The organism is Lelliottia sp. AC1, from assembly GCF_023278595.1.
Taxonomy (GTDB): domain Bacteria; phylum Pseudomonadota; class Gammaproteobacteria; order Enterobacterales; family Enterobacteriaceae; genus Enterobacter; species Enterobacter nimipressuralis.
Genome location: NZ_CP025699.1, coordinates 3,626,192 through 3,650,170, shown reverse-complemented (window position 1 = coordinate 3,650,170; position 23,979 = coordinate 3,626,192). Strand labels below are relative to the sequence as shown.

Genomic DNA, 23,979 nt, shown 5'->3' with positions numbered 1-23,979 from the left:
AAAAACGGGGCCATGTGCGGCCCCATTTTATTCACAGCAATTAGAACATCTTACGCAACCGCAGGCTGAAGGTGTGCGCCTGATAGCGCTCGCCCGCTTGCAGATCGTAGCGCGCGTCCAGGCTCAGATCGTTGGCGTCGTACAGCGTGCTGCCGATCGCCACACCCGCCATATCTTCCACCGGCGATGCGCCTTTGGTGATAAAGCTGGTTTCACCGACGGTATCGGCGGCGTAGGTCGCATGGCTGCTCACCTGACGGTTATCGTACTGATGAATCCACGAAACCTGCGCGAACGGTGTCAGGCTGCCGAGACCGGTCACGAAGGTTTTCTCGAAGCGGGCACCGATATCGCTCACCACAGACTGGGAGTGGGTACTGCCCACATCCAGCGCCATGCCGTTACCGCCTGTCTCTTTATAGTCATCCACATGCTGATATCCGTACGTCAGGCTGGCAAGCGGCGTGACGACAACGTCGGCAGGCAGCGTGACCGGATAGCCGAACTCCGTTTGCAGGGTGACGGACTGACCGTTGAATTTACCCTGCGCAGCGCCGGAGAAGCCGGTGAAGTCTGCGCGACGAACCGAGCTGTAGTTCTGGCGGTTTACACCGGCAGAGAGGTTCAGATACCACGGATCGCCCGTGTAACCGGCGTAACCGATGATGCCGTAGTTGTCGGCGGTGGAGGTGTTACCGCTCAGATTGCCTTTACCGTGCACGGAGGTGTTGCTGTAGTTCACGGCGGCGCCCAGACGCCAGTCGTCACCCAGCGAGCGGTCGGCGCCCAGAATCAGGCCGCCAAATTTCGCCGTGTAGCCGCTGATTTCAGCGCTGCTGTCCTGACGCGCATAGCCGCCAAACGGCTGACCCCAGACAATCCAGTTGCTTGTGTAGTCATCACCGGTCGCGACGCCGCTGGTGCCGGAGGTGTGCGGATTACGCACGGCATCAATGTGCGCGCCCACAACCGCCTGAGCGGTAGAGGTCGCCACGGCGGCAGCAGAGCTAGTGTTGATGTTCTGGCCTGGGGAGAGCTTTTCGCCCGCGCGGTTGGCTTCGTCTTTGCCCTGGATGGCTAACGAGGCGTTATACAGATCCAACAGCTGCGGAGAGGAGATCCCGGTGTAGTTCGCCAGACCGCCCAATGCCGCGGTGGCGCTTGGGATCGTCGCCAGCGCAGGTTTTGGCGTTGGCTGAGTCGGCGGCGTCACCACTGGCGGTGTTACAACGGGAGGCATCATGACGGGCGGTGTTACAACCGGCGGCGTCACAACGGGTGGTGTTACAACCGGTGGTGTTACAACCGGTGGCGTCACGACGGGCGGTGTTACAACCGGTGGCGTCACGACGGGCGGTGTCACAACCGGTGGCGTGACAACAGGCGGCGTCACCACAGGTGGCGTCACCACTGGCGGTGTTACAACCGGTGGCTCGGCGCCCACGGTCAAGACCAGCGCTTTGTCCGTCCCTGTCTCATAAACGGAGCCACTCACGGCGCCACGATAGCCGATCGCGCTGTAGTTCAGCTTATCGGCGTTGTAATCGGTGCCCGATCCCGCGGCGTTGATCACCACATAGCGCTGGCCTTCCGCGAACTGATACGTGCCACCTGTGCGGACCAGGTTGATGCTGGAACCTTCTTCGATTGTCGCATTGCCGGTGACATTCAAACGGCCATAGCCGCTGTCGGCCGTCAGCGTGCCGTTCTGGGTTGCCAGATCGGAGATACCTGAAATCAGCGCTGCCGCGGCTTTCTGGTGGTAATCTCCGGCAATCGTAATGTCTGTATTGATCTGCAAGGACGCGCCACGGTTCTGGACCGTGGCCGCATTCACGTTATCGTTCAGCAGCAGTGAACCGGTGCCAAAGATGACGTCTGAGTGCTGGCTGGTGAGAGTGCCTGTCCCGTTCTGGCCGGTTAAGGTTCCCGTGGTCGTGATGCCACCATTGATGAGTAACGGTGCTGCGCTTTGGGAGTAAATATCGCCTTTCACCACACCGTTGTTGGTCAGCGTAATATCCGCGCTGGCGTTAATATCCGTGTAGATATACAGGGCAGAGTTGCCGCCGCTCAGGGTGCCGTTGTTGATGATTTGCGTGGCTGGATTCTGGTTGCTGTAGCTGGCAAGGTAAATACCGTAATAGCCGCCCGAGATTTCGCCGTTGTTCACGATCTCGGCGATTGCGTTGCCGTCGGAGCTGCTGGCGAAAATACCATTGTTAATCGCAGCAATGCGGCCATTGTTTTCAAGGGTACCTACGGTGCCATAGTTGGTAATGGCGTCTGCGCTACCGCTGATCAGATTGTCATTGATAAGGGTGTTGATCGTCCCCCAGTTAATCACCCCGGCGCTGCCGAAATAATTGAGGGTACCGGTCTGGAGCGTGCCCGTATTATGCAGCGTACCAATGATCCCGCGATTATAAATCGCGCCGTTTTGCCCGGGCATCGGCATAAAATTGTTATTCGCAGCGGTAATTAGGCCGGCATTGGTCAGACTATCAATAGTGCCGAGGTTATTGATACCGCGATAGCCGGTAATGGTTCCGGTTTCCGTGTTCGTCAGATTAAGAATATGGCCGTTATTTTCGATGGAGCCGGTATTATCCATCCCCATATTAAAATTATTCAGCGAATTTTGAATCGAGCCTCGGTTAATTAAATTATCCACGACGCCCGACGCACTCAGTTCGACGATGCTGCCATAATGGTATTGATTGACGCTTTGGATAATGCCGTTATTTTCAAACGTACCGGCCGCACCGTCAATTTGAACCACATTCATACTAAAGGGCAGATTATTATCGCTAATATCAGTGATCAGGCCTTCGTTGGTGAATGTAGTGACCGTCGCCCCCTGTTGAAGCGTTAACGCGGTTGTGGGCGCGCCGCTAAGGGATCCGGTATTGGTCACGCGAATAACATCGTTTGAGCCGAGCACCTGAATGCCGGACATTGGTGCGTCGATGATAATGTCTGATGCTGCGATAGAATGGGTCGTCAGCAGCCCCTGTGCCGCTGTTGAAGCCACCAGCAAAGAAATCAGCTGGCTAAGGTATTTTTTTCTCATGGTGAGCCGTCACAAAGTTGCGATTGTTGTAAGAATGCAGATGGAGAAACTTCGGATTAATCCGATATTGTTCGGGCGCAGAATATACAATTTGTTGCAAAAAACAATAAACTTTGCTTAATTATTTCATCGAGAAATAATTCCATAAATTTTGTGTTGCTTTTAATTTAACTTAGGGTGAGATATGGCTTTGCGGGTTAAACAGAATATATTCTTTGCAGCCTTATTGATTAATTTATCTTTTTTATTCGTGAGCTGCGTTTCTGTCGAACCCCGGGAGACGGCAAGCCAGATTGCGCAGGATGCAGGTCTTACCAGAGAAAATGTTCAAACAGATTCCTTTTTGATTGCCAGCTGGAGTCGAATTGCACCCACGGTGACGTCACTGCATGTCTATATCGAAGGGGATGGATTTGCCTGGCAAAGCCGCACGCGGCCCTCGGACGATCCGACTCCGCGCAATCCTGTTGGCCTGAAGCTGGCTGCCGCTGATACTCACGCCAGCGTGCTCTATCTGGGCCGGCCCTGTCAGTTCATTGGGCCGCCGTTGCCTGCGTATTGCAGTGTTCGCTGGTGGACCGCCGATCGTTTCTCCCCGAAGGTATTGAAGGCGATGGACGAGGCGCTAAGCCATTTTACGGCGCGTTATCCGGGTGTGGCGATTGAATTAACGGGGTATTCTGGCGGGGGTAATATAGCGGCGCTGCTGGCCGAACGGCGTGGGGATGTCCGGGTGCTACGCACCGTGGCGGGTAATCTCGATGTCAATTATGTCAACGAGTTGCATCATGTGAGCGCGATGCCTGACGCACTGAGCGCCATCGACCATGCCAGCAAGCTGGAGCACATTCCACAGCTGCATCTCAGCGGCGACACGGATGAAACAGTTCCCCCCGAGGTCGCCCGTCGTTTTGTGCAGGCGACAGGTGGAACCTGCGCCCACACAGCAGTGGTAAGCGGCATGGCGCATGGCTCCGACTGGGCAGCCGTCTGGCCGCAATGGCTGGCGAAAGGCGTGCCAGTCTGTAATAGAGCATTTAATTAAATAAAATTTGAGAACGTTATCGTTACGTTTTCCTGCGACTGCTGCAATGCTTGCTGTCTAGTTGACATAGGTATGTCGTTTTCAGCGCCTGCTCATATGCGGCCCGGCTATGCGGCCCGGCAGATACATTTGATATTTCTATATCAGGGCGACAATCACATGCCTAAGATTCATTTCATAGATAAAGAGTTGCGTGATGTTGGATTTGATATGGATATGTCCTATACCGTTAAAATTTCAGAAGGCTGTATTTTTCACATTCGTGGTAACGCAAGTATGGCTGTTATCCAGGTCTGGCGGCGGGTGATGTTGAGATTTTTGTCGTAGATGAAGCGCTCTTCACGCATCGGCACACTCTGGCTGCCGGTCCAGGTGGCATGACTTATCTGGTCGTTTGCCGTCAGGCTGTGCACCGCAGTGCCGCGCAGGGAGTCGGCAATCATGGTCAGGTTGTAGGCTTTGTCGTACAGCCATTCCCGCGCCAGACTGCTGTTACGCTCATCCGACCCGGTGTTCTGATTCCCGGCTTTCTGCTTTGTCAGCATGCCGGTCTGCGTGTAGCTGAGCTGTTGGTAAAACCCGGTGTCGCTCTGGCGGGACGTTTTCTGGCCGCGCAGATCATGGGTGAATGTCAGGGGAGCATGGCCGTTAAGTTGCCACTGTTTCAGCTCACCCGTCATGCCGCGGGTGAAGTGTTCAGTCAGTCCGCCAGTGATGCGCTGAGATACCGTGTCACGATCAGTATCATACTGATACTCCATGCGTCTGCCGTTGAGGGTTTCGGCGATGAGACGGCTTGCGCCGTCATAGTCATACGTGACCGTCGCCGCGTCATTTTTTGCCTCTACCAGACGGCACAGAGTGTCATAGCGAAAAGTGGTGGTGCTGAAAGTGTGGTTGCTATCGTCCCGCGTCACTTGCTCATCTGTGACCTGGTCGGTGACATTGTAGCGGCGGTTCAGGCAGGTGCCGTCCGGGACGGGTACTGATAGCAACGTCACCCGTATGGCGTCTTTCATTATCAGTCGCACAGGAAGGTGTTCATTTTCACAGCCATTCAGTCAGTTACAAGCCCGGGTGAATGAAATGGTATCTCCCGTGATGACAGCCAGAACGGGTGTGGTTTGTCCGTGAAGGTAGTTGTGTCTGTAAGCAAAGAAGATGGCAGTTAATTCAGGTCTGAAAATACGCACCTTATCCCGGTCTTCCCCGATCTCTGCTGCGCCGATATAATTTCTGAATGAAAAAAGCTCACGATACCTTACCCCCCGGAACAAACCGTCACGGCTCTGGCACATTTTGCATGGTGCGCCCTTGTCGCCTTACGCACCGCACAGCAGGATGGTCAGGCGTTGTCGCCACTCAGCACGCATGCATTTTTACTGCGCTGGCTTACTGTGGCATATAAGCAAAAACGGTTTCCGCGTGCAATCGCATCCGATATTGAGAGTCTGGTGCTGCTGGGGCGCCAGAAAGGTCCTGCCGCAAGCTTATCCAGTCATCTGGAATTTCTCTGGTCTTCGTGCAGCGGACCGGTGTCTGTTCAGTCAGATTTGTACCGTCTGACGTACGCAATTGAACAGCTTAAATCGCAGGGCTGGATCAATGCGGTGGTGAGTGACAGGGACTGGGACAATGAGGCGCTTCTGGTCCAGGAATACAGCGATACGGATGCACTGCTGGTAAGGAAGTCGGCACTGACCGGTGGATTTTCGGATGAGGGCAAGCTGGTTGCACCGGTTGAATTTCTGGTGACTGGCAACCTGTCAGCATGCACAGAGGTTTTTCAGGCCCGTGCCCTCCCGTCTGTCATGATGGCGTTGAACCGGATCGCATTACAACCTGAGCAATAGAACAAATATTCTCAACGCATTAGTCAGTCTGATCACTGTCCATTTCCTGAACTGCAGGTGTTCAGGCCGTGCTTACTTCCGGTATTGAGGCATGTGTAAAGGGTCGTCGTGACATTTCCTTTATTCTGACGAAAACAAATACGCCTCGTTTAAATGAAAAATAAGAAATGATGAAAACCTGAAAATGACGTCAATTTTTCACATGCTCAGTCACGTCCTGCTTCTCATTTTTGATAAAAGTACAAAATCAGATATTTCACGTGTTTGGTTGTATTTTGTACAAAACCTCCCCCTAAGCTAAATTGATCATTTGCTGCACACCCTTATCCCATAAGGCTTGAAGGGGTTATGCAAGAAAATTCTTATAAATCAGAAAGATGATCTGTGATTGCTAAAAAATGAAAATGTAAAGCATTGTTACATTTTTTCATTTCCGTTCAGGCAGGGAACGTTCCTACACTCCGGCTATTGGGTCTTATCCGAAATTTTTCATTTCAGACAAATGCTCAAAAATACAGTGTCGGCATGCTGGTGGATGGAATGCGCCCGCTTTTTAGTTAGTTCCGGAATTTTTATTTACGTCGGATGACGCGAACCGGAAAGTTGTTCTGGCAGGGTAATTTTTTCTTATTTATTTCTCACTGGCATTGACCGTTTCTATTACTCCATAGAACAGGGACAGCCATGTCTAACATTGACGCTGAGCTGAAACTCATTAACACCCATATACAAGACCACCTGAAACTTCTTACGCCTACCTTTGAACCAAATCTTCATATAGCGCTGAGCAGAATTAAGCCTCGGCTCCCGGCAATTATTCAGCTACTGGAGAAGCTGCAAAGCGAAAATATTCAATTTACTTACGCATTCACGGAAATTGATGGCGTAGTAGATGAGCGATTTGAAAAACTTAAGGAGATTCTAAGAAATAAAAAACAGGTTGAAGCTGATGCCTTAGCGCTGCCGGAGGACTGGCGAGAAATCATAAACCACGCTTTCAAAGACCTACAGGACTTCTATATAGTCTCGGCAGAAGACCTGAAGGATAAAGAGAAGTATATATCGTTTAAAGCTAATGAGGCCCAACATTCCAGGCTCCAAACCTGTATTACCGATCTTAAAGTTATCGAAAAAGAAAACCTGGCAACTCAAAAAGCACAAGATAAAGTCGAAAAGCTCCGCAGTACACTTAAGAAGACAGAGCAAAGTTATACCGACCAGACAATTTCGGCTATTGAGTTCATATTCCACATCTACAGCGGCCGTTTGATCCAAAACTACCAGCGTGGCCTGGGCCTGTTTATCGAGAGCCGAGAAGGTAGGCAATTAAGGTTTCTAACTGCCGAGAAGTCTGAACACGACGCAGTGATGTCCATGAGTTCTGGTCAAGTGTCCGCTCTCAGTCTTGCCTTCTTCCTCTCGCTCAACAAAGTCTATTCTCAGGTGCCTCTAATCCTGATTGATGACCCGTCGCAATCCTTGGATGAAGTCAACATTGCATCCTTGACCGATCTACTCCGTTGTGAGCTCAGGCATTGCCAGTTGATTGTCTCCTCCCACGAGGACGATATCTCAGCTTATATGCGCTACCGGTTCGACAGAGCAGGTTTGGCAACAAGTTCGCTCAACATGCAGCTTTTGGCGAAAGAAGCTTCGTAAACGCGGCTCATGGCCACCTGGTAGAGCTGGGTGGCACCTCTACAGAGGCCTTCGAACAGGCCTCGTCGTGAGGACAGAATTTGTCTGGGGGGCTTTTACTGGGGGTAATGTAATATCAACTTTATAATGGAAAATATCCAAGAATGAAAACAGTTGTTTTCAAAAATAAAAAAATTGAAAACTGATAGATTCCCACAACATATTATCGAAAAGGGTTTTTATTCTTGATCGTAACATTTACATAATGAACAAAAAGGTGTTTGAAAGAGTTTTGAGTTACAAGATAGCGGATATTGATAATTTTAATTTATTGATAGATGACCCGGAATTCTGTCAGCTGCTTACCGATGCAGAGCCGTTGAAACGATATGTTGTTTATAATGTGATGCAACTGAGAAGAACGTCTTCTATTAAACAAAAGGGATATTACAAGGTGCTGGAATATATGGCTAATTTAATGGCTAATGCGTTACAATTTAGATTAAATTTGCAATTTGATGCTCAAGGTAAAATTATTGTCATTTATGATTGCTGCGCAGATGTATTTCAAGCTTTGTTGGTTCATCGCTTCCAATCACACTTTTCAGCACAATCTATGATGTGACTAATGCATCAAAGTTTTCGTGATATTACAGTATAGTACACCTTGTATAATAATGTAAAAATACTTCATAAGGTTTTCTTTCACCTATTCTTATTTTTTGCTACTTAATTACTTGTTTATTACTTGTTTATTACTTGTTTATTACTTGTTTATTACTTGATGAGTATGAAATTAGGGGGGGTATAGCCATATTGTTAATAACTTCATTAGTAGGGTGTGATAAAAGATGGTTCCGTAAGTTGGTTAAAATATATTAAAATAGAGTGCCTTTTTAAGTAGGTATAAAGACCATGATTGAACTCCAATCAGAAGATGTTATTGCAGCACAATACCTGAGAATGTCGACAGAGCATCAACAGTATTCAATTGACAATCAGCGTGAATACATAAGTAAATATGCAGAGAAGCGGGGAATATCCATTCGTTACACTTATGATGATGCAGGAAAAAGTGGTTTAAAAATCGCTGACAGGCCTGGGCTATGTTCTTTGCTGAATGATATTTATGATGCGAGAATCACAGTGTCTGTAATCCTCGTCTATGATGTTAGCCGTTTTGGACGATGCCAGGATATCGAAGAGCCAGCCTACCATTCATATATGTTGAGACAGAAAGGTGTGCGTATTATTTATTGTGCCGAGCCATTTTCTGAGTCACAGCCAGAATTATTTATGCTAGGGCTTTCATATTCCCGCTATGGAGCTGCTCATTATAGTAAGAACCTGTCTGACAAAGTTTTCATCGGTCAGGCGAACCTTATCCGTCATGGTTATCATCAGGGAGGAAAAGCTGGGTACGGAATGCGAAGACTGCTTGTGGACGAGAGAGGAAAAGCAAAAGATATTTTACGGGCAGGACAACGTAAAAGCCTTCAGACTGAGCGAGTCATTCTCATTCCTGGACCTATAGAGGAAGTTAATGTTGTCAACAGAATTTTCGATATGCTTATAGATGAGAACAAACCTGAAATTGTCATTGCATCAGAGCTTAACCGACTCAATGTTGCAGCTGAAGACGGATCCAGGTGGACTCGTGGGAAAATACATCACATTTTGACTAGCGAGAGATATATAGGAAATAGTGTTTATAACAGAACCTCATTTCGTCTGAAGGGAAAACATGTTAAGAACCCAGAAAGTGAGTGGGTACGTTGCGATGATGCCTGGAAATCGGTTGTCTCACGTGAAAAATTTTATGCTGCGCAGAGAATAATCAACAAGCGCTCGATAAAATTATCTGATGAAGAACTTCTCGAACAATTAAAGAGATTGCTTGTCAGAAAAGGTCGCTTATCCGGAATGATTATTGATGAAGAAGAGCTTTTCCCATCCAGCAGTATCTTTCGCTCCCGCTTTGGTGGACTGATCAGGGCGTATAAACTCATTGGCTATAATCCTAGAGTAGACTACTCGTGGTTTGAAACTAAAAAAAATATTTCCGGAATAAACACTGCATTTAGTGAACAGATTATCCAGACTATCTACAGACTTGGTGGATGGGTAACTGATAGCGGGATGGTTAATCGCTTTTGTGTTAATGAAGAGTTCGTACTTTCCATTAATGCTGTCCGATGTCAGCGATTGTCCAGCGGAAAGCTTCGATGGCGTATTTCATTTAAAGATGTCAGTTTTTGCGACATGATGTTATATCCAAGACTTGATAGTACAAATAAGACCATTGTTGATTATTACCTCATACCTGCAATGGATATATTGTCCGATTCAATCACTTTAAATGAGGAAAATGGATTTATCCCTGAACTTTACCGTTTTGATAATCTTGAATTCCTGGAGATGATGTTAAAGAGAACTCCACTGGAGGTTTAAATGAGTAGATCCGATAGCGAAGTTGTACAAATGGTTAATGTTTGAGATGTTTTTATTGCAAATGAAAGGAAAAGGAATCGTTTTGTTTATGAGGGAATTAAAGGAAATATTATAAATCAGGGGCTAAAGAGACCTATAACCATTAGGCCTTACAACATTAATGGATATAAGTATGCACTTATATGTGGACAAGGTCGACTGGAAGCTTTTATTGGCCATGGCGAGAAAACAATACCTGCATTAATAAAGCATGTTGATGAGGAAACAGCTCACCTGATGAGCCTTGCTGAGAATATAGCCAGAAGAAATCCCAGAAATGCTGAGTTCTTCGCCGAAATTCAAAGAATGAAAAACTCTGGTTTGTCAGAAAAAGATATAGGGTCAAAGTTGGGATATACAGCTTCATGGATCAGTAGTGTGTTGGCTTTACTTTCTCAGGGAGAGAAAAGTTTACTTATTGCTGCTGAGTCTGGGCATATCCCATTGTACCTTGCTGTAGACATATCAAGAGCGGCAGATAAAGATGAACAAGCTCTTTTGACCAGAGCATTAGAAGAAGGGCATATAAAAGGAAGTCAGATTAATAAAATTAAAAAAATACTTGAAAGCCGAAGGCATGGAAATAAAGGTAGTATGAGTTCGGCTTATGCTCCTGGCAAGCGAGCCAAGAAATTGACACCACAAGAGTTAGCTGACTTATATGAAAAACATGTTTTCGAGCATCGTGCTGTTGTAATGAAATCACAGACCGCAAAAGATAAAATAACAGCTGTGGGACATATATATAGTAAGCTTCTAGCAAATCCTGATTTTGTTTCCCTTTTGAAAAAGAATAACATTACTGATATTCCGACAATACTCGGAGAGTTAATGGAAAAACATAAGGATAAAACTCATGATTTCTAAATGTTTTGATAATTATTTTTATGAATTCGATGTGCACGAACTTATTTATTCAAGACCCTTGCCCGTAAATGTTCGTAGTAGCATGAAGTTTAAACAGATAGCTGTTACTGTGAGTGAAATCGGCTTGATTGAACCTGTCATTGTTTTTATCGATAATGATGGAACAAAACGTATTCTTGATGGTCATCTAAGGGTTGAGATATTGAAAGAACTGGGAATTGAAAAAGTGCATTGCCTCATCTCCTCTGTTGAGGATTCTTATACGTATAATAAGCGAGTTAACCGTATAACAATTGTTCAGGAACAAAAAATGCTGCTCAGAGCTGTTGAGGCTGGAGTGTCTGTGGAAAAACTTTGTACTGCATTGGGTGTATCAATACAGACAGTGCAAAGTAAGTTAAGATTGTCAGATGGTATTGCTCCTGAGGTACTGGCGTTACTGGCTGAAAGGAGTGTACCTCAGGCCTTATTTAGTCTTTTGAAAAAATTAAAACCTTATAAACAAATTGAAGTGGTTGATACCCTGTTGAGTATTAATAATTTCACAAAAAAATTTGTAGAGTCCATGTTACATGCAATCCCACCGGAACATTTTGTTGATGCTTGTCATGCTCAAGAAGAGTCGAATGATATTCGGCGACAACTTGAACGATTAGAGAAAGAGCTTGTCTCAGTGCAGGTTGAAACATCAAAATTGGATGATGAGTACTCAGAAAATACACTTAAGTTGGTGATTATCAAAGGTCATCTTGAAAGGATTTTAAATATAAGTGATATCCTTCATTGGTTATATGATAATCATCCTGATTACCTTTCGGTATTTAAACAGATTACCGGAATTCAAAATCTTAATAAAATTATAGAAAAATAATCTGACTTTTACAAAATATTTCGAATTTTATGGTTAAGAAATTTTTAAAACAATTTAAATTATAGAGAGCGCCAGGTTTAACCTTGGCGTTCTCTCTTGTTATGATGCACACTGATCTGCCGGTTTCTGCCCTAATGACTTTTGCCCATTCAGCCATGTAACGTTTCGTAATCTAAGGCGAACACTTTTTTCGTGGCAACAAAACTTATCGTCTTGGCCCCCATGCAGTATGAATTCCTTTTCCTTGATAAATTTTGTCAGAAATAGCTATCCTGACTGACGTTTCGCATAGTCAAACGGACTAATTCTCCTCTCTCGATTTGCATCTAAAAAATCAGCCCACCATTGCAGCATCAGCCTGCGCTCATCCAGAAATTCCGCTTTATGAATATAGGCTGCACGTACGCCATTTCGCTCCTGATGGCTCATCTGGCGTTCCACTGCGTCCCTGGACCATAATCCTGATTCAATCAACGAACTACAGGCCATTGCCCGGAAGCCGTGACCACAGACATCGACCTTTGTATCGTAGCCCATCAGCCGCAGTGCGTTATTCACCGTGTTCTCACTCATGGGTTTCCATGGATTGTGATCGCCGGTGAAAATCAGTTCATGTTCTCCGCTGATAGTGTGGATCTGCTGCAGTATATTCAGCGCCTGAGTAGAGAGTGGCACAAGATGCTCTGTTCGCATTTTTGAGCCACGATGGGAATACTTGACCCCTTCAATAGGTTTCCGCTCAGGAGGAATAGTCCACATGGCTTTCTTGAAGTCGATCTCAGACCACCTGGCAAAGCGTAGTTCACTGGAACGGATGAAGATAAGCAGGGTGAGTTTAGTTGCAAGGCGGGTGAGAGGTTGTCCTCTGTATGCATCCAGTCGTTCAAGAAGCTCTGAAATGCGATTTAAGGCGAGGGCAGGGCGGTGCTGGCGTTTCACCGTGGTTAACGCGCTAGCCATATCCACGGCAGGGTTATAGACGATAATGCCTGACTGGGCAGCATAGCGCATGATTGCAGTAATACGCTGCTGAAGGCGCGCTGCAATCTCATAGATCTCTTTGGCTTCGGCAGCCTTTACTGGAACAAGTAAATCGGGAGTCCTGAGCGTGGTAATGTCACGTGAGCCAATAAAGGAAAACACGTGAGTTTCGAGGCTTTTCAGTATTTTCTCACTATGTGAAGCTGACCATTTTTTGTTGCTCTTATGCCACTGTCTTGCGATGCCTTCGAATGTCTGAGCTGTTTCAGGTACCGACTTTTTGATCCGTTTCTGTACGCACGGGTCAGTTCCCTCAGCTATCAGCTTCCTTGCCGCATCGCGTTTTTCCCTTGCTTCTGATAACGAGACTTCAGGATAGACACCCAGAGCGAGCGTTTTCTCTTTGCCCAGAAACCGGTAGCGGAGCCGCCAGTAGCGCGAGCCATTGGGGTGAACGAGCAAAAACATGTTGCCGCTGTCGGCAAGTTTATAAGGTTTTTCATCCGGTTTAGCTGCACGGATTTTAGCGTCAGTGAGCGCCATTGGCGGTATCTCCTGATAGTAAAAGGGGTATAAATTTTATCGAATCAGACTATACCCTCAGTTGTACCCTCGCAAGGGACTTGATGCGGGTTGAAGTTGATTGAGTTAGGTGGAATTAAGGGATTGTAGAAGTGTTGATTTTGGCGGGTTTAGAATGCAAAAACGGACCTCCGTGGAGGTCCGTTGATATGAATTTGGTGCCCGGACTCGGAATCGAACCAAGGACACGGGGATTTTCAATCCCCTGCTCTACCGACTGAGCTATCCGGGCAACGGGGCGCATTAAACCCGATTGGGGCCCTTCCGTCAACGAAATTTATCGATTTCGCAACGGACTGCACACTCTCTCACCAGTTTGCTGGCAACTTAGGCAAAAAAGTGGGTCCACAGCGCGGAGAGCGGCATGGCGAGCACCAGCGCGGGGAGCATATTCACCACCGCAAACATCTTAATGCCACAGATGCGAAGCCCCGTAGCCAGCAGCAGCAGGCCGCCCACGGCGGTGAAGTCGGCCATCATCGCTGGTGTCGTTAACGGGAGAATCAGCGCGGCACAGGTGGCGAGCGCCAGCTGAATCATCAGCATCGGCACACAGATCGCGGCGACGGCAATCCCGAGCGTAGTAGCGAAGATGGTGGCGGTAAAGAAGTCGAGAAAAGCCTTGGCGATCAGAATGCTGGGATCACCGGTCATCCCTTCCTGCATCGAGCCGAAAATCCCCGTGCCGCTGGCGCAGAACAGAATAATGATCGCCACATAGTTCTGAATAAACGTCTCATGGGAACCGCTCGCCGTTTTCCCCGGGCGGGAGATGAGGTTTTTGGCTTTACTCACGGCACCATTAATCCCTTTCTCCAGATAGCAAAACTCACCAATCAGCGCGCCGAGCAGCGTCGCCAGCACCATCACAGGTAAATTGGCGCACTTGATAACCAGCAAAATACCGATACCAAGGGATGCCAGTCCAAAGATGGAGGGCATCGAAGTGCGAATACGTTCAGGTAATCTCTGGCTTAATACCGCGCCCAGTACGCCACCCAGCAGTACGGCTCCGGCATTGATAAAGGGTCCAATAACCAAAATACACTCCCGCTATTTAATCATTGATCTTGCATTATTATTACATGATGGAGGCCATAAGCTGCCTGCTTTCCCACAGAGAAGTGCATAAAGTTTGTTTCTTGCACCTCAAAATGAAAGGTGACATTATTGCGCGAATTTTCCCCTCCTGTCTGGATTTCTTCTCCCCTTGAAACGGGTATTTACGCCTATGAAATCACTAAAAATTGCCGTCAGCCATGAGCTGGTGTCCGCGCTGTCCACTCACCGGGAAAAGGTGACGCTGGATAACACCGATTTTACGGACGTGGCGGCAGTCGTCATGACGTTGGCCGAGAGCCGCAGCGGTATTCTTGCGTTACTGAAACGTACGGGATTCCAGATTCCGGTATTCATCTTCTCGCAAGAGCCAGAAGTCGCGACAGACGGTGTTACCGGTGTGATTAGCGGTAAAGCGCAGGAGTTTCTGGAACTGGAAGCAGCAGCCTGTGGCTATGAAGAGAACTTACTGCCACCCTTTTTTGATACCCTGAGTCAGTATGTGGCGATGAACAACAGCACCTTCGCCTGCCCGGGTCATCAGCATGGTGCCTTTTTCAGGAAGCACCCGGCAGGACGTCAGTTCTTCGACTTTTTTGGTGAGAACGTTTTTCGTGCGGATATGTGCAATGCAGATGTCAAACTCGGGGATCTGCTTATTCATGAAGGTTCTGCCAAAGATGCGCAAAAGTTCGCGGCAAAAGTCTTTAACGCGGATAAAACCTATTTTGTGCTTAACGGAACGTCTGCCGCCAACAAAGTGGTCACCAATGCGCTGCTGACGCGCGGCGATCTGGTGCTGTTCGACCGCAACAACCACAAATCTAACCACCATGGGGCGCTGATTCAGGCGGGGGCCACACCAGTGTATCTGGAAGCTGCGCGTAATCCGTTTGGCTTTATCGGCGGCATCGACGAGCACTGTTTTGACGATGCTTACCTGCGTGAAATGATCCGCGACGTGGCGCCCGATAAGGCTCAGGATGCGCGTCCTTTCCGACTGGCGGTGATCCAGCTCGGCACCTACGATGGCACGATCTACAATGCCCGTCAGGTGATCGACAAGATCGGCCACCTGTGCGACTACATTCTGTTTGACTCCGCCTGGGTCGGTTACGAGCAGTTTATCCCGATGATGGCCGACAGCTCGCCGCTGTTACTGGAACTGAACGAGAACGATCCTGGAATATTTGTGACCCAATCGGTGCACAAGCAGCAGGCCGGGTTCTCGCAAACGTCGCAGATCCATAAAAAGGATAATCATATCCGTGGTCAGGCGCGATTCTGTCCGCACAAGCGCCTGAACAATGCGTTTATGCTGCACGCCTCTACCAGCCCGTTTTATCCGCTGTTTGCCGCGCTGGATATCAACGCCAAAATCCATGAAGGGGAGAGCGGGCGCAGGCTGTGGGCGGAGTGCGTTGAGCTTGGCATCGACGCGCGCAAGGCGATTATTGCCAACTGCAAGATGATCAAACCCTTTATTCCACCGGAGGTGGCGGGGCGTCCGTGGCAGGATCATCCGACGCACGCCATTGCCAGCGAGCGTCGATTCTTCAGCTTTGAACCGGGCGCGAAGTGGCACGGTTTTGAAGGCTATGCTGACGAGCAGTATTTTGTCGATCCTTGCAAACTGCTGCTGACCACGCCGGGCATCGACGCACAAACCGGTGATTACACGGATTTCGGCATCCCAGCCACGATCCTCGCTCACTACCTGCGTGAAAACGGCATCGTGCCGGAGAAGTGCGATCTGAACTCGATTTTGTTCCTGCTGACCCCCGCTGAAAGTGCGGAGAAGATGGCGCAGCTGGTGGCGATGCTGGGGCAGTTTGAGCAGCATATCGAAGACGACACGCCGCTTGCCGAAGTCTTGCCGACCATCTTCAACAAGTATCCGGTCCGCTATCGTGACTATTCGATTCGCGACCTCTGTCAGGAGATGCACGATCTGTACGTCAGCTTCAACGTTAAAGATCTGCAAAAAGCGATGTTCCGCAAAGCGAGCCTGCCTGCGGTAGTGATGAATCCGCAGGATGCGAACCAGGCCTACATTCGTGGCGACGTGGAACTGGTGCGCATCAGCGAAGCCGAAGGGCGCATTGCGGCCGAAGGCGCGCTGCCGTATCCGCCAGGTGTGCTGTGCGTGGTTCCGGGGGAAGTGTGGGGCGGAGCGGTGCAGCGCTATTTCCTGGCGCTGGAAGAGGGCGTGAATCTGCTGCCGGGCTTCTCGCCAGAACTCCAGGGCGTGTACAGCGAGAAGGATGCCGACGGGATCAAGCGCTTGTACGGGTATGTGTTGAAGTAGATTCTTCCTCTCACTGCGCAGGGGCAAGATATCAGGCCGGGTAGGTGCAAGCGCCGCCCGGCTTCTTTCACTCCGCACTCCGCCGGTACATCCGCCGCGGATGGCCAATTTTCCCGTAAAGCATCTCCACGCTCAAAAAACCCGCTTCCACACAGTGTTCCAGATAGCGCCGGGTGGTGGTTTTGCTTAATCCCGTCTCGTTAACGACTTCGTCGACGGAAAAACAGTGTGTCGCTTTGTCGTTGAATAGCGTCTGTACCCGCGCCAGAGTGTTCTCTTCGATTCCTTTGCTGCCGTTATCCTGGCGGTAGTTTTTGGCCTGCAGCTGATACAGCGAATCGACGTTTTGCTGATCGACAATCTTCCACACCCGCTGCTGCTCTGCAAACTGCACGAAGCGTTCCAGCGACTGGCTCAGCCGCTTCCACGACACCGGTTTCAAAATGTAGTCGAATGCGCCGTTGCGGATCGCCAGGCTACAGGTGTCCATATCGCTGGCCGCGGTAATGAAAATCACCGAGCAGTTGGCGTGCACCAGGAGAGGGTTGCTGATCAAGGTGATGCCTTTGCCGTCTGGCAAATAGTTATCCAGTAAAATCAGCTGTGGTTGCAGGCTGGAAAGCAGGGACTGCGCCTCGGCGAGGGATGACGCGATGCCCACCAGTCTGAGGCGCGGATGTTTGCTAATCAGCTCTGCGTGAAGTTGTGCCAGCTCGTTCTCATCTTCAACGATCAGTACGTCGATATGTTCATGTTGCATAGTCAGTCTCTTCCAGTTCCTGAACAGGGCGCGGGGGAGTGCCCGTGGCGGGAATAAACAGCGAGAAAATAGCGCCCCGGGGCGTGTTATCGGCAACCTCAATGGAGCCGCCAGCCTGGGTGACGTAACTGTCGATCAGGTACAGGCCGATACCGTGATCGCCACGCGTTTTGGTGGTGATACCGCGCTCAAAGATCCGCTCGCGGATCTCAGGCCGGATGCCGACCCCGCGATCCGCCACTTCAATTATCAGCTCCCGATCGTTGAGTTTAATCAGCACTTCCACCGGATCGTGGGGGAGCGGGGCGCGCTGGGTCGCTTCAATGGCGTTGTCGAGCAGATTACCGATGATAGAAATCAGCTCAGCTTCCAGCAGCGGAGCGAAAGGCTTGTCCATCCGGCAGGCGGGATCGAAGTTTAGCTCGACGCCTTTCTCACGCGCCCGCGCCGCTTTCCCCAGCAACAGGCCGCACAGGGTCGGCGAGCTGAAGCGAGAGGAGATAAAGTCCAGCAGCTCCTGAGCATGTTCTGATTGCGCCTGAATGTAGCCAATCGCCTCTTCGTAGCGCCCCATATGCAACAGCCCGGAGAGCGTCGTCATGCGGTTCAACTGCTCGTGGCGCATGATTCGCAGGTTATCGACGTAGCGTTTTACCTGGCTCAACTGGGCGCTCAGGGAGTCGATCTCGTTGCGATCGCGGAAGGTGATCACCCAGCCCTGAAGGGAATCCTCCAGCATGATCCGCACGCGACTGGCGATCACCGTCAGATCGTTAAAGCGGCAGATCTCATCGTGAGTATCTTTCGCCAGCATGGTCTGGGGGGTAAAAAACGCCACCGGGGCGATCACCTGGCTAATCAGCTGCCCGCGCAGTTCCCGCGCCGGTTGCGGCAAACCGAGAAGCGTGCGCGCCGCCTGGTTGATCACTTCGATCCGATAGTTATCGTCGATGGCGATCACCCCTTCGTAGATCGACTCCATCATTGCCTTTTGCTGGCGCACCAGCAGGCCGATCTCGCGCGGCTCAAGAGAGAAAATCTGTTTCTTAATACTGCGGGTGAAAAACCACGAGAAGACGAACAGGGCGATCAGCAGCAGCACCGCAGCGATGAGGATGTTCACCACTTTGCTCACGGTAATAGTGTCGAGGTAGCTGGTGAGATACCCCACGGAGACAATGCCCACCACCTGCCCGGCATCGTTGAAAATCGGCGCTTTGCTGCGCAGGGAAATCCCTAAACCCCCTTTGCGGATGGTGGTGGTGCTTTTCCCGTGGAGCACGGCGTCGTTATCCCCGCCGACCAGCGTTTTACCGATGCGGTCTTCAAACACCGAATGAAACAGATGCAACCCTTTATTATCACCAATGACAATAAAACTGGCATCGCTGTGGGAGGCTATTTGGTGCATAAAATCATGGATGGCTTTGATATCCTTTTCTTCCACCTCTTTACGCAGATTAGGAATAAGCGCAATCTCCTCCGCCTGTATTTTGGCGCGCGTGCTCATTTCCTGATATAGCTGTCTGCCGACGTCGACATAATAATATCCGCCCAGTAATGCAAACAGCACTGAGAAAAAGACGACCAGCGAAATAAATAGCTTTATCTGAAACGACACTTTCATGACTATCACGCAAGGTATCAATGGGTTTTGCCAATATATCATCTTTTCCCAGCCTGATGCGGGCTTTGCCCGAAACTTGTGATCCCTTGCACAGCGCGACCAGCAAAAGAAAATGTCAAAATCAGGCTTATCTTAAGGCTAATTTAATCAATGTTATTTGTTTGTACATTCCGGAAAAGAAACCATAAAAACCACGGCAATAAATAAGGTGTTAATCACATTAAATAAAAGAAACCATTAAAACCATAGAGGCCATAAAAACTTCGGTTTTAATATGCCTTTCCTCACATAAAGTAAGCCTTTGTGACTCTAAGCTGAACGTACAAATAACCAAGAGGCTTAATTATGAGCACTACTGACGATTCTTTCTCTGTTACCCACGACCCGATTGAAATTCAGCGGCCGTCGCTTAAAGAGCGCTGGTGGCACATTATGGATACCTGGAAAGTCGGGATCATTCCCCTGCCGCTGTTTGTGTTAGCCGGTGCGTTGATCGCCGTGGATTGTCTGGGCGGTAAACTGCCGAGCGATATCGTGGTGATGGTCGCCACGCTGGCGTTCTTCGGTTTTGCCTGCGGTGAGTTCGGCAAGCGTCTGCCGATTGTCGGCAAACTCGGTGCGGCGGCGATTTGCGCCACCTTTATTCCGTCAGCGATGGTGTACTACGGTCTGCTGCCGGATGTGGTGGTCGAGTCCACGACCAAGTTCTACAAATCCACCAACATTCTCTATCTCTACATCTGCTGCATCATTGTCGGCAGCATCATGAGTATGAACCGCACGGTGCTGATTCAGGGCTTCCTGCGCATTTTCTTCCCGATGCTGTGCGGTGAAATTGTCGGCATGATCGTCGGGATGGGCGTCGGCATGGCGCTCGGCCTTGAGCCGTTCCAGATCTTCTTCTTTATCATTCTGCCGATCATGGCGGGCGGCGTCGGTGAAGGGGCGATCCCGCTCTCCATCGGTTACGCCACGCTGCTGCACATGGATCAGGGCGTCGCCCTTGGCCGTGTGCTGCCGATGGTCATGCTCGGCGGTTTAACCGCCATCATCATCTCCGGCTGCCTGAACCAGCTCGGCAAACGCTATCCGCACCTCACGGGTGAAGGCCAGCTGATGCCAAACCGCGCCAATGCAGACGCCAGTGTGTCGCAACCGGCGTTCTCCGGCAAAGCGGATGTGACCACCATTGCCTCCGGTGCGCTGCTGGCGGTGCTGCTCTATATGCTGGGTATGCTCGGTCACAAGCTGATTGGCCTGCCTGCTCCGGTTGGCATGCTGTTTGTGGCGGTGCTGGTTAAGCTCTGCAACGGCGCCTCTCCACGCCTGCTGGAAGGCTCACAGGTGGTGTACAAATTCTTCCAGACCTCTGTGACCTACCCGATTCTGTTTGCCGTTGGCGTGGCGATTACCCCATGGCAAGAGCTGGTGAACGCTTTCACTGTGAGCAATCTGCTGGTGATTGTCAGCACCGTCTCGGCGCTGGTGGCCACCGGGTTCTTCGTCGGTAAAAAGATTGGTATGCACCCTATCGATGTCGCCATCGTCTCCTGCTGTCAGAGCGGGCAGGGCGGTACGGGTGACGTGGCGATTCTGACCGCAGGCAACCGTATGAGCCTGATGCCGTTCGCCCAAATTGCTACCCGAATTGGCGGCGCGATTAACGTCTCTATCTCGCTGCTGGTTCTGGGCAACTTCCTCGTCTAAGTCTTCAGGAAAGAACAATGAAACTCGCAAGTTTTCTGTATCAGGGTAAACGCAGCTACGGCATCGTGCAGGCCGAAGGTGTGGTGGATTTAGGTCGCCGTCTGGGCGATCGCTACAGCGACCTCAAGGCGCTGTTGCAGGGCAACGGCCTGGCGGATGCCACGCGCTATCTCAACGATGTTGCAGATATCCCGATGAGCGCCATCACCTTTTTGCCGGTGATTGAGCAACCGGAAAAAATCCTCTGCGTAGGGATGAATTACGCCGACAAGCGCAAAGAGTTTGACCAGCACAACCCGGCACCAACGCTGTTCGTTCGCTTTGCCGATTCCCAGACCGGACATAACTCACCGGTATTAAAACCGCGCCACTCGTGCGAATTCGACTACGAAGGTGAGCTTGCGGTGATCATCGGCAAAGGCGGCGAGAACATCCCTCGCGAAGAGGCCCTTAGTCACGTCGGCGGTTACAGTTGCTACATGGACGGTTCCGCCCGCGACTGGCAGCACACCTGGTTCACCGCCGGGAAAAACTGGCGGCAGACCGGAGCGTTTGGCCCGTGGATGGCGACAGCCGATGAGATCCCGGACCCGCACCAGTTGGCAATCCGCACCTGGCTCAATGGCCGCATGGTGCAGGAAGACAACACCAGCAGCATGATCCACAAAGTCGCGGAGCTTATCGAGTATATCAGTACCTTTACCCGTCTCAGCCCTGGCGACGTGATCATCACCGGCTCGCCGGGGGGCGTCGGCAAAAAACGTACTCCGCCGCTGTTTATGCAAGAGGGCGATCGCATTGAGGTGGAGATCGAAAACATCGGTCATCTGAGCAATGTGATTATGGAAGCACCCGCGCAAACCCTGGCGGCAGCGCACTGATCAAGGCGGCAGCATGCACTCGCAACTCCCTATCGACTTTCGTCAGACGATCGTCGCGCAACACCCGGAACGCTTAAGTCAGATCCGTTATTTGCTTGCGGACAGCGGCCTGGGGCTGGACAACGACATTACGCTGTTTATAGAGGCCTGGTCCGGTTCACAGCTGGTGGGATGTGCGGGGCTGGCTGCCAACGTCATCAAGTGCGTGGCGGTGGATGAAAAGCTGAGGGGCGCGAATCTCAGCGCCCGCCTGCTGGCGGAAGTAGAAAATGCCGCGCTGGCGCGTGGTCACTTTCATCTCTTTCTCTGCACCCGCCCGTGCAATAAAGAGCGCTTCGCCCGCAGCGGTTTCTGGCCGATTGCCCAGAGCGGTAATAACGCCGTTCTGCTGGAGAACACCCCACAAGGGATCGAGCGCTACTGCCGCTCGCTGCAGCGCAGCCGCAGATGCGGGGAGACGATTGGCGCGATTGTGATGAACGCCAATCCGTTCACCCTCGGCCATCGTCATCTGGTGGAACAGGCGGCGAAGCAGTGTGACTGGCTGCACCTCTTCGTGGTGCGTGAGGACGCATCGTTCTTCCCGTTCTGCGCCCGTCTGGAGATGGTGCGCGCCGGCGTGGCGCATCTGCCGAATGTCTCGGTGCATGAGGGATCGCAGTACATCATCTCCCGCGCCACGTTCCCGGCCTATTTCCTTAAAGAGAGCGGCAAAGTGCAGCAGGCGTGGAGTGAAATCGACGTGCTGATCTTCCGCGACTTTATCGCCCCTGCGCTTGGGATCACCCATCGTTTTATCGGCTCGGAGCCGTTTTGCGACATCACCCGCCAGTACAACCAGACGCTGCATCAGCTGCTGGCCCCGGCGATCGAAGTAGTGGAGATGCCGCGCATCAAGGTAACAGGCAACGCCATTTCGGCGTCAGAAGTGCGCCGCTTGCTCAAAACACAGCAGTTTTCTCGTATTCGGGAGATTGTCCCGGAATCCACTTTCGCGCATCTCAAAGCGCACTACGTGAAAGATCACGCGCGCGCGGAAGTCGCATAACTATCAGGAATTTATCATGAATATTGTAAGGGAGGCGCTGGCCGGAACGCAGGAGTCCAGCGACCTGATGGTGAAAATCGCCCCCGCCGACGGCGAGCTGGAGATTGTCATCCACAGTGAAGTGATTAAGCAGTTTGGCGAGCAAATTCGCCAGGTGGTCGACGAAACGCTGCGCGTCATGGATGTGCGCCAGGGGTTAATTATCGTTGAGGATAAAGGTGCGCTGGACTGTGTGATCCGCGCCCGCCTGCAGAGTGCGGTGATCCGCGCTTCAGACTCGCAGCAGATCGACTGGAGCAAAATGTCATGAACAAACTCCGTCGCAGTATGCTGTTTTTACCCGGCGCCAACGCCGCCATGCTCTCTACCGCGTTTATCTACCGTCCGGACTCTATCATGTTTGACCTCGAAGACGCCGTGGCCCTGCGCGAAAAAGACACTGCGCGGCTGCTGGTCTTCCATGCGCTGCAGCACCCGATGTATCAGGATATCGAAACCGTGGTGCGTATTAATCCGCTGAGCACGCCGTTTGGCCTGCTGGATCTGGAAGCGGCGGTTCGTGCTGGCGTGGACGTGATCCGCCTGCCGAAAACTGACACCCCGGAAGATATCTTTGAGCTGGAAGGCCATCTGGAACGCATTGAGCGCGAGTGCGGCCGCGAAATCGGTTCAACCCGCGTGATGGCGGCGATTGAATCGGCGATTGGCGTGATTAACGCCGTGGCCATAGCCCGCAGCTCACCGCGCCTGATCGGCATTGCGCTGGCGGCGTTTGACTATGTGATGGATATGCAAACCGAACGCGGCGACGGCACCGAGCTGTTCTATGCCCGCTGCGCCGTGCTGCACGCCGCACGCGCCGCCGGGATCGACGCCTTCGATGTGGTGTGGTCGGACGTAAACGACGAAGCCGGGTTCCTGCGCGAGGTCAATCTGATCCGCAAAATGGGCTTTAACGGCAAATCCCTGATTAACCCGCGCCAGATCGACCTGCTGCATAACGCCTACGCGCCGACGCAGCAGGAAGTGGATCACGCAAAATTAGTGATTGAAGCGGCAGAAGAGGGCGAACGCAACGGCCTGGGTGTGGTGTCGCTCAACGGCAAAATGGTGGATGCGCCGATTATTAACCATGCGCAAATGGTGCTGGAACGCGCGGCTGCCTCCGGCGTGCGTCGCTAAGGAAGAC

The 23,979-nt window shown here is 50.8% G+C and carries 19 protein-coding genes and 1 tRNA gene; 13 read left to right on the top strand and 7 right to left on the bottom strand.

Annotation, left to right across the window (positions count from 1 at the left end):
- Nucleotides 1-40: 40 nt before the first annotated feature.
- Nucleotides 41-3,073, bottom strand: coding sequence for an autotransporter outer membrane beta-barrel domain-containing protein (locus C0560_RS17330; protein WP_248859157.1), 3,033 nt, complete (start codon nt 3,071-3,073; stop codon nt 41-43).
- 376 nt (nt 3,074-3,449) lie between these two features.
- On the opposite strand from C0560_RS17330, the gene C0560_RS17325 reads away from it, so the two are divergent.
- The gene (locus C0560_RS17325; protein WP_371923355.1) at nt 3,450-4,118 is read left to right on the top strand and encodes an alpha/beta hydrolase family protein; all 669 of its coding nucleotides are present in this window, start codon (nt 3,450-3,452) and stop codon (nt 4,116-4,118) included.
- Nucleotides 4,119-4,372: 254 nt separating this feature from the next.
- Here C0560_RS17325 and C0560_RS17320 read toward each other — a convergent pair whose 3' ends face one another.
- A complete protein-coding gene (locus C0560_RS17320) occupies nt 4,373-5,149 on the bottom strand; it encodes a hypothetical protein (protein ID WP_248859155.1) in 777 nt (258 codons plus the stop codon).
- Nucleotides 5,150-5,374: 225 nt separating this feature from the next.
- On the opposite strand from C0560_RS17320, the gene C0560_RS17315 reads away from it, so the two are divergent.
- The 6 genes from C0560_RS17315 (at nt 5,375) to C0560_RS17285 (ending at nt 11,837) form a co-directional block, all read left to right on the top strand.
- Complete coding sequence (locus C0560_RS17315) at nt 5,375-5,971, top strand: DUF2913 family protein (protein ID WP_371923386.1); 597 nt, start codon at nt 5,375-5,377, stop codon at nt 5,969-5,971.
- Nucleotides 5,972-6,655: 684 nt separating this feature from the next.
- Complete coding sequence (locus C0560_RS17310) at nt 6,656-7,630, top strand: purine NTPase (protein WP_248859154.1); 975 nt, start codon at nt 6,656-6,658, stop codon at nt 7,628-7,630.
- A gap of 181 nt (nt 7,631-7,811) precedes the next feature.
- Complete coding sequence (locus C0560_RS17305; RefSeq protein ID WP_371923385.1) at nt 7,812-8,234, top strand: Kiwa anti-phage protein KwaB-like domain-containing protein; 423 nt, start codon at nt 7,812-7,814, stop codon at nt 8,232-8,234.
- 290 nt (nt 8,235-8,524) lie between these two features.
- On the top strand, nt 8,525-10,060 hold the full coding sequence (locus C0560_RS17300; RefSeq protein WP_248859152.1) for a recombinase family protein: 1,536 nt from the start codon (nt 8,525-8,527) through the stop codon (nt 10,058-10,060).
- 54 nt (nt 10,061-10,114) lie between these two features.
- Nucleotides 10,115-10,966, top strand: a complete 852-nt coding sequence (locus C0560_RS17290; protein ID WP_371923384.1) for a ParB/RepB/Spo0J family partition protein — start codon at nt 10,115-10,117, stop codon at nt 10,964-10,966.
- Nucleotides 10,956-11,837, top strand: a complete 882-nt coding sequence (locus C0560_RS17285; protein ID WP_248859149.1) for a plasmid partitioning protein RepB C-terminal domain-containing protein — start codon at nt 10,956-10,958, stop codon at nt 11,835-11,837. The genes C0560_RS17290 and C0560_RS17285 overlap by 11 nt, the downstream gene beginning before the upstream one ends.
- A 267-nt stretch (nt 11,838-12,104) precedes the next feature.
- On the opposite strand, the gene C0560_RS17280 is transcribed toward C0560_RS17285, so the two are convergent.
- The 3 genes from C0560_RS17280 to C0560_RS17270 all read right to left on the bottom strand — a co-directional run bounded on the left by C0560_RS17280 (nt 12,105) and on the right by C0560_RS17270 (nt 14,441).
- On the bottom strand, nt 12,105-13,361 hold the full coding sequence (locus C0560_RS17280; RefSeq protein WP_248859147.1) for an integrase arm-type DNA-binding domain-containing protein: 1,257 nt from the start codon (nt 13,359-13,361) through the stop codon (nt 12,105-12,107).
- A gap of 195 nt (nt 13,362-13,556) precedes the next feature.
- Nucleotides 13,557-13,632: transfer RNA gene (locus C0560_RS17275), tRNA-Phe, on the bottom strand.
- A 95-nt stretch (nt 13,633-13,727) separates the two neighbouring features.
- A complete protein-coding gene (locus C0560_RS17270) occupies nt 13,728-14,441 on the bottom strand; it encodes a DUF554 domain-containing protein (RefSeq protein WP_194512143.1) in 714 nt (237 codons plus the stop codon).
- A gap of 190 nt (nt 14,442-14,631) precedes the next feature.
- On the opposite strand from C0560_RS17270, the gene C0560_RS17265 reads away from it, so the two are divergent.
- Nucleotides 14,632-16,767, top strand: coding sequence for an ornithine decarboxylase (locus tag C0560_RS17265; protein WP_248859145.1), 2,136 nt, complete (start codon nt 14,632-14,634; stop codon nt 16,765-16,767).
- Between the two features lie 67 nt (nt 16,768-16,834).
- On the opposite strand, the gene C0560_RS17260 is transcribed toward C0560_RS17265, so the two are convergent.
- On the bottom strand, nt 16,835-17,527 hold the full coding sequence (locus tag C0560_RS17260) for a response regulator (RefSeq protein ID WP_100778979.1): 693 nt from the start codon (nt 17,525-17,527) through the stop codon (nt 16,835-16,837).
- Nucleotides 17,517-19,154 (bottom strand): sensor histidine kinase, encoded by a 1,638-nt coding sequence (locus C0560_RS17255; protein WP_102104727.1) that lies wholly within the window; start codon nt 19,152-19,154, stop codon nt 17,517-17,519. Before C0560_RS17255 ends, C0560_RS17260 begins: the two co-directional genes overlap by 11 nt.
- 345 nt (nt 19,155-19,499) lie before the next feature.
- On the opposite strand from C0560_RS17255, the gene C0560_RS17250 reads away from it, so the two are divergent.
- Genes C0560_RS17250 through citE form a run of 5 tightly spaced genes read left to right on the top strand, consistent with a single transcriptional unit; the run spans nt 19,500 to nt 23,972 of the window.
- Entirely contained in the window at nt 19,500-20,861 is a 1,362-nt protein-coding gene (locus C0560_RS17250) for a 2-hydroxycarboxylate transporter family protein (protein WP_100778981.1), read from the top strand.
- A gap of 17 nt (nt 20,862-20,878) precedes the next feature.
- Nucleotides 20,879-21,742, top strand: a complete 864-nt coding sequence (locus C0560_RS17245; RefSeq protein ID WP_123428538.1) for a fumarylacetoacetate hydrolase family protein — start codon at nt 20,879-20,881, stop codon at nt 21,740-21,742.
- 13 nt (nt 21,743-21,755) lie between these two features.
- A complete protein-coding gene (gene citC / locus C0560_RS17240) occupies nt 21,756-22,790 on the top strand; it encodes a [citrate (pro-3S)-lyase] ligase (protein WP_102104725.1) in 1,035 nt (344 codons plus the stop codon).
- Nucleotides 22,791-22,806: 16 nt separating this feature from the next.
- Nucleotides 22,807-23,100, top strand: coding sequence for a citrate lyase acyl carrier protein (citD, locus tag C0560_RS17235; protein ID WP_248859143.1), 294 nt, complete (start codon nt 22,807-22,809; stop codon nt 23,098-23,100).
- Nucleotides 23,097-23,972: a citrate (pro-3S)-lyase subunit beta gene (gene citE, locus C0560_RS17230; protein WP_107702873.1), complete on the top strand. Its 876-nt coding sequence runs from the start codon at nt 23,097-23,099 to the stop codon at nt 23,970-23,972. The genes citD and citE overlap by 4 nt, the downstream gene beginning before the upstream one ends.
- Nucleotides 23,973-23,979: the final 7 nt, after the last annotated feature.

What these genes read in the sequence shown, in the direction of transcription:
- C0560_RS17260 (WP_100778979.1), bottom strand. Translation starts at nt 17,527, where the DNA reads ATGCAACATGAACATATCGACGTACTGATCGTTGAAGATGAGAACGAG.
- C0560_RS17300 (WP_248859152.1), top strand. Translation starts at nt 8,525, where the DNA reads ATGATTGAACTCCAATCAGAAGATGTTATTGCAGCACAATACCTGAGA.
- C0560_RS17245 (WP_123428538.1), top strand. Translation starts at nt 20,879, where the DNA reads ATGAAACTCGCAAGTTTTCTGTATCAGGGTAAACGCAGCTACGGCATC.
- C0560_RS17265 (WP_248859145.1), top strand. Translation starts at nt 14,632, where the DNA reads ATGAAATCACTAAAAATTGCCGTCAGCCATGAGCTGGTGTCCGCGCTG.
- C0560_RS17280 (WP_248859147.1), bottom strand. Translation starts at nt 13,361, where the DNA reads ATGGCGCTCACTGACGCTAAAATCCGTGCAGCTAAACCGGATGAAAAA.
- citC (WP_102104725.1), top strand. Translation starts at nt 21,756, where the DNA reads ATGCACTCGCAACTCCCTATCGACTTTCGTCAGACGATCGTCGCGCAA.
- C0560_RS17285 (WP_248859149.1), top strand. Translation starts at nt 10,956, where the DNA reads ATGATTTCTAAATGTTTTGATAATTATTTTTATGAATTCGATGTGCAC.
- citE (WP_107702873.1), top strand. Translation starts at nt 23,097, where the DNA reads ATGAACAAACTCCGTCGCAGTATGCTGTTTTTACCCGGCGCCAACGCC.
- C0560_RS17250 (WP_100778981.1), top strand. Translation starts at nt 19,500, where the DNA reads ATGAGCACTACTGACGATTCTTTCTCTGTTACCCACGACCCGATTGAA.
- citD (WP_248859143.1), top strand. Translation starts at nt 22,807, where the DNA reads ATGAATATTGTAAGGGAGGCGCTGGCCGGAACGCAGGAGTCCAGCGAC.
- C0560_RS17255 (WP_102104727.1), bottom strand. Translation starts at nt 19,154, where the DNA reads ATGAAAGTGTCGTTTCAGATAAAGCTATTTATTTCGCTGGTCGTCTTT.
- C0560_RS17310 (WP_248859154.1), top strand. Translation starts at nt 6,656, where the DNA reads ATGTCTAACATTGACGCTGAGCTGAAACTCATTAACACCCATATACAA.
- C0560_RS17330 (WP_248859157.1), bottom strand. Translation starts at nt 3,073, where the DNA reads ATGAGAAAAAAATACCTTAGCCAGCTGATTTCTTTGCTGGTGGCTTCA.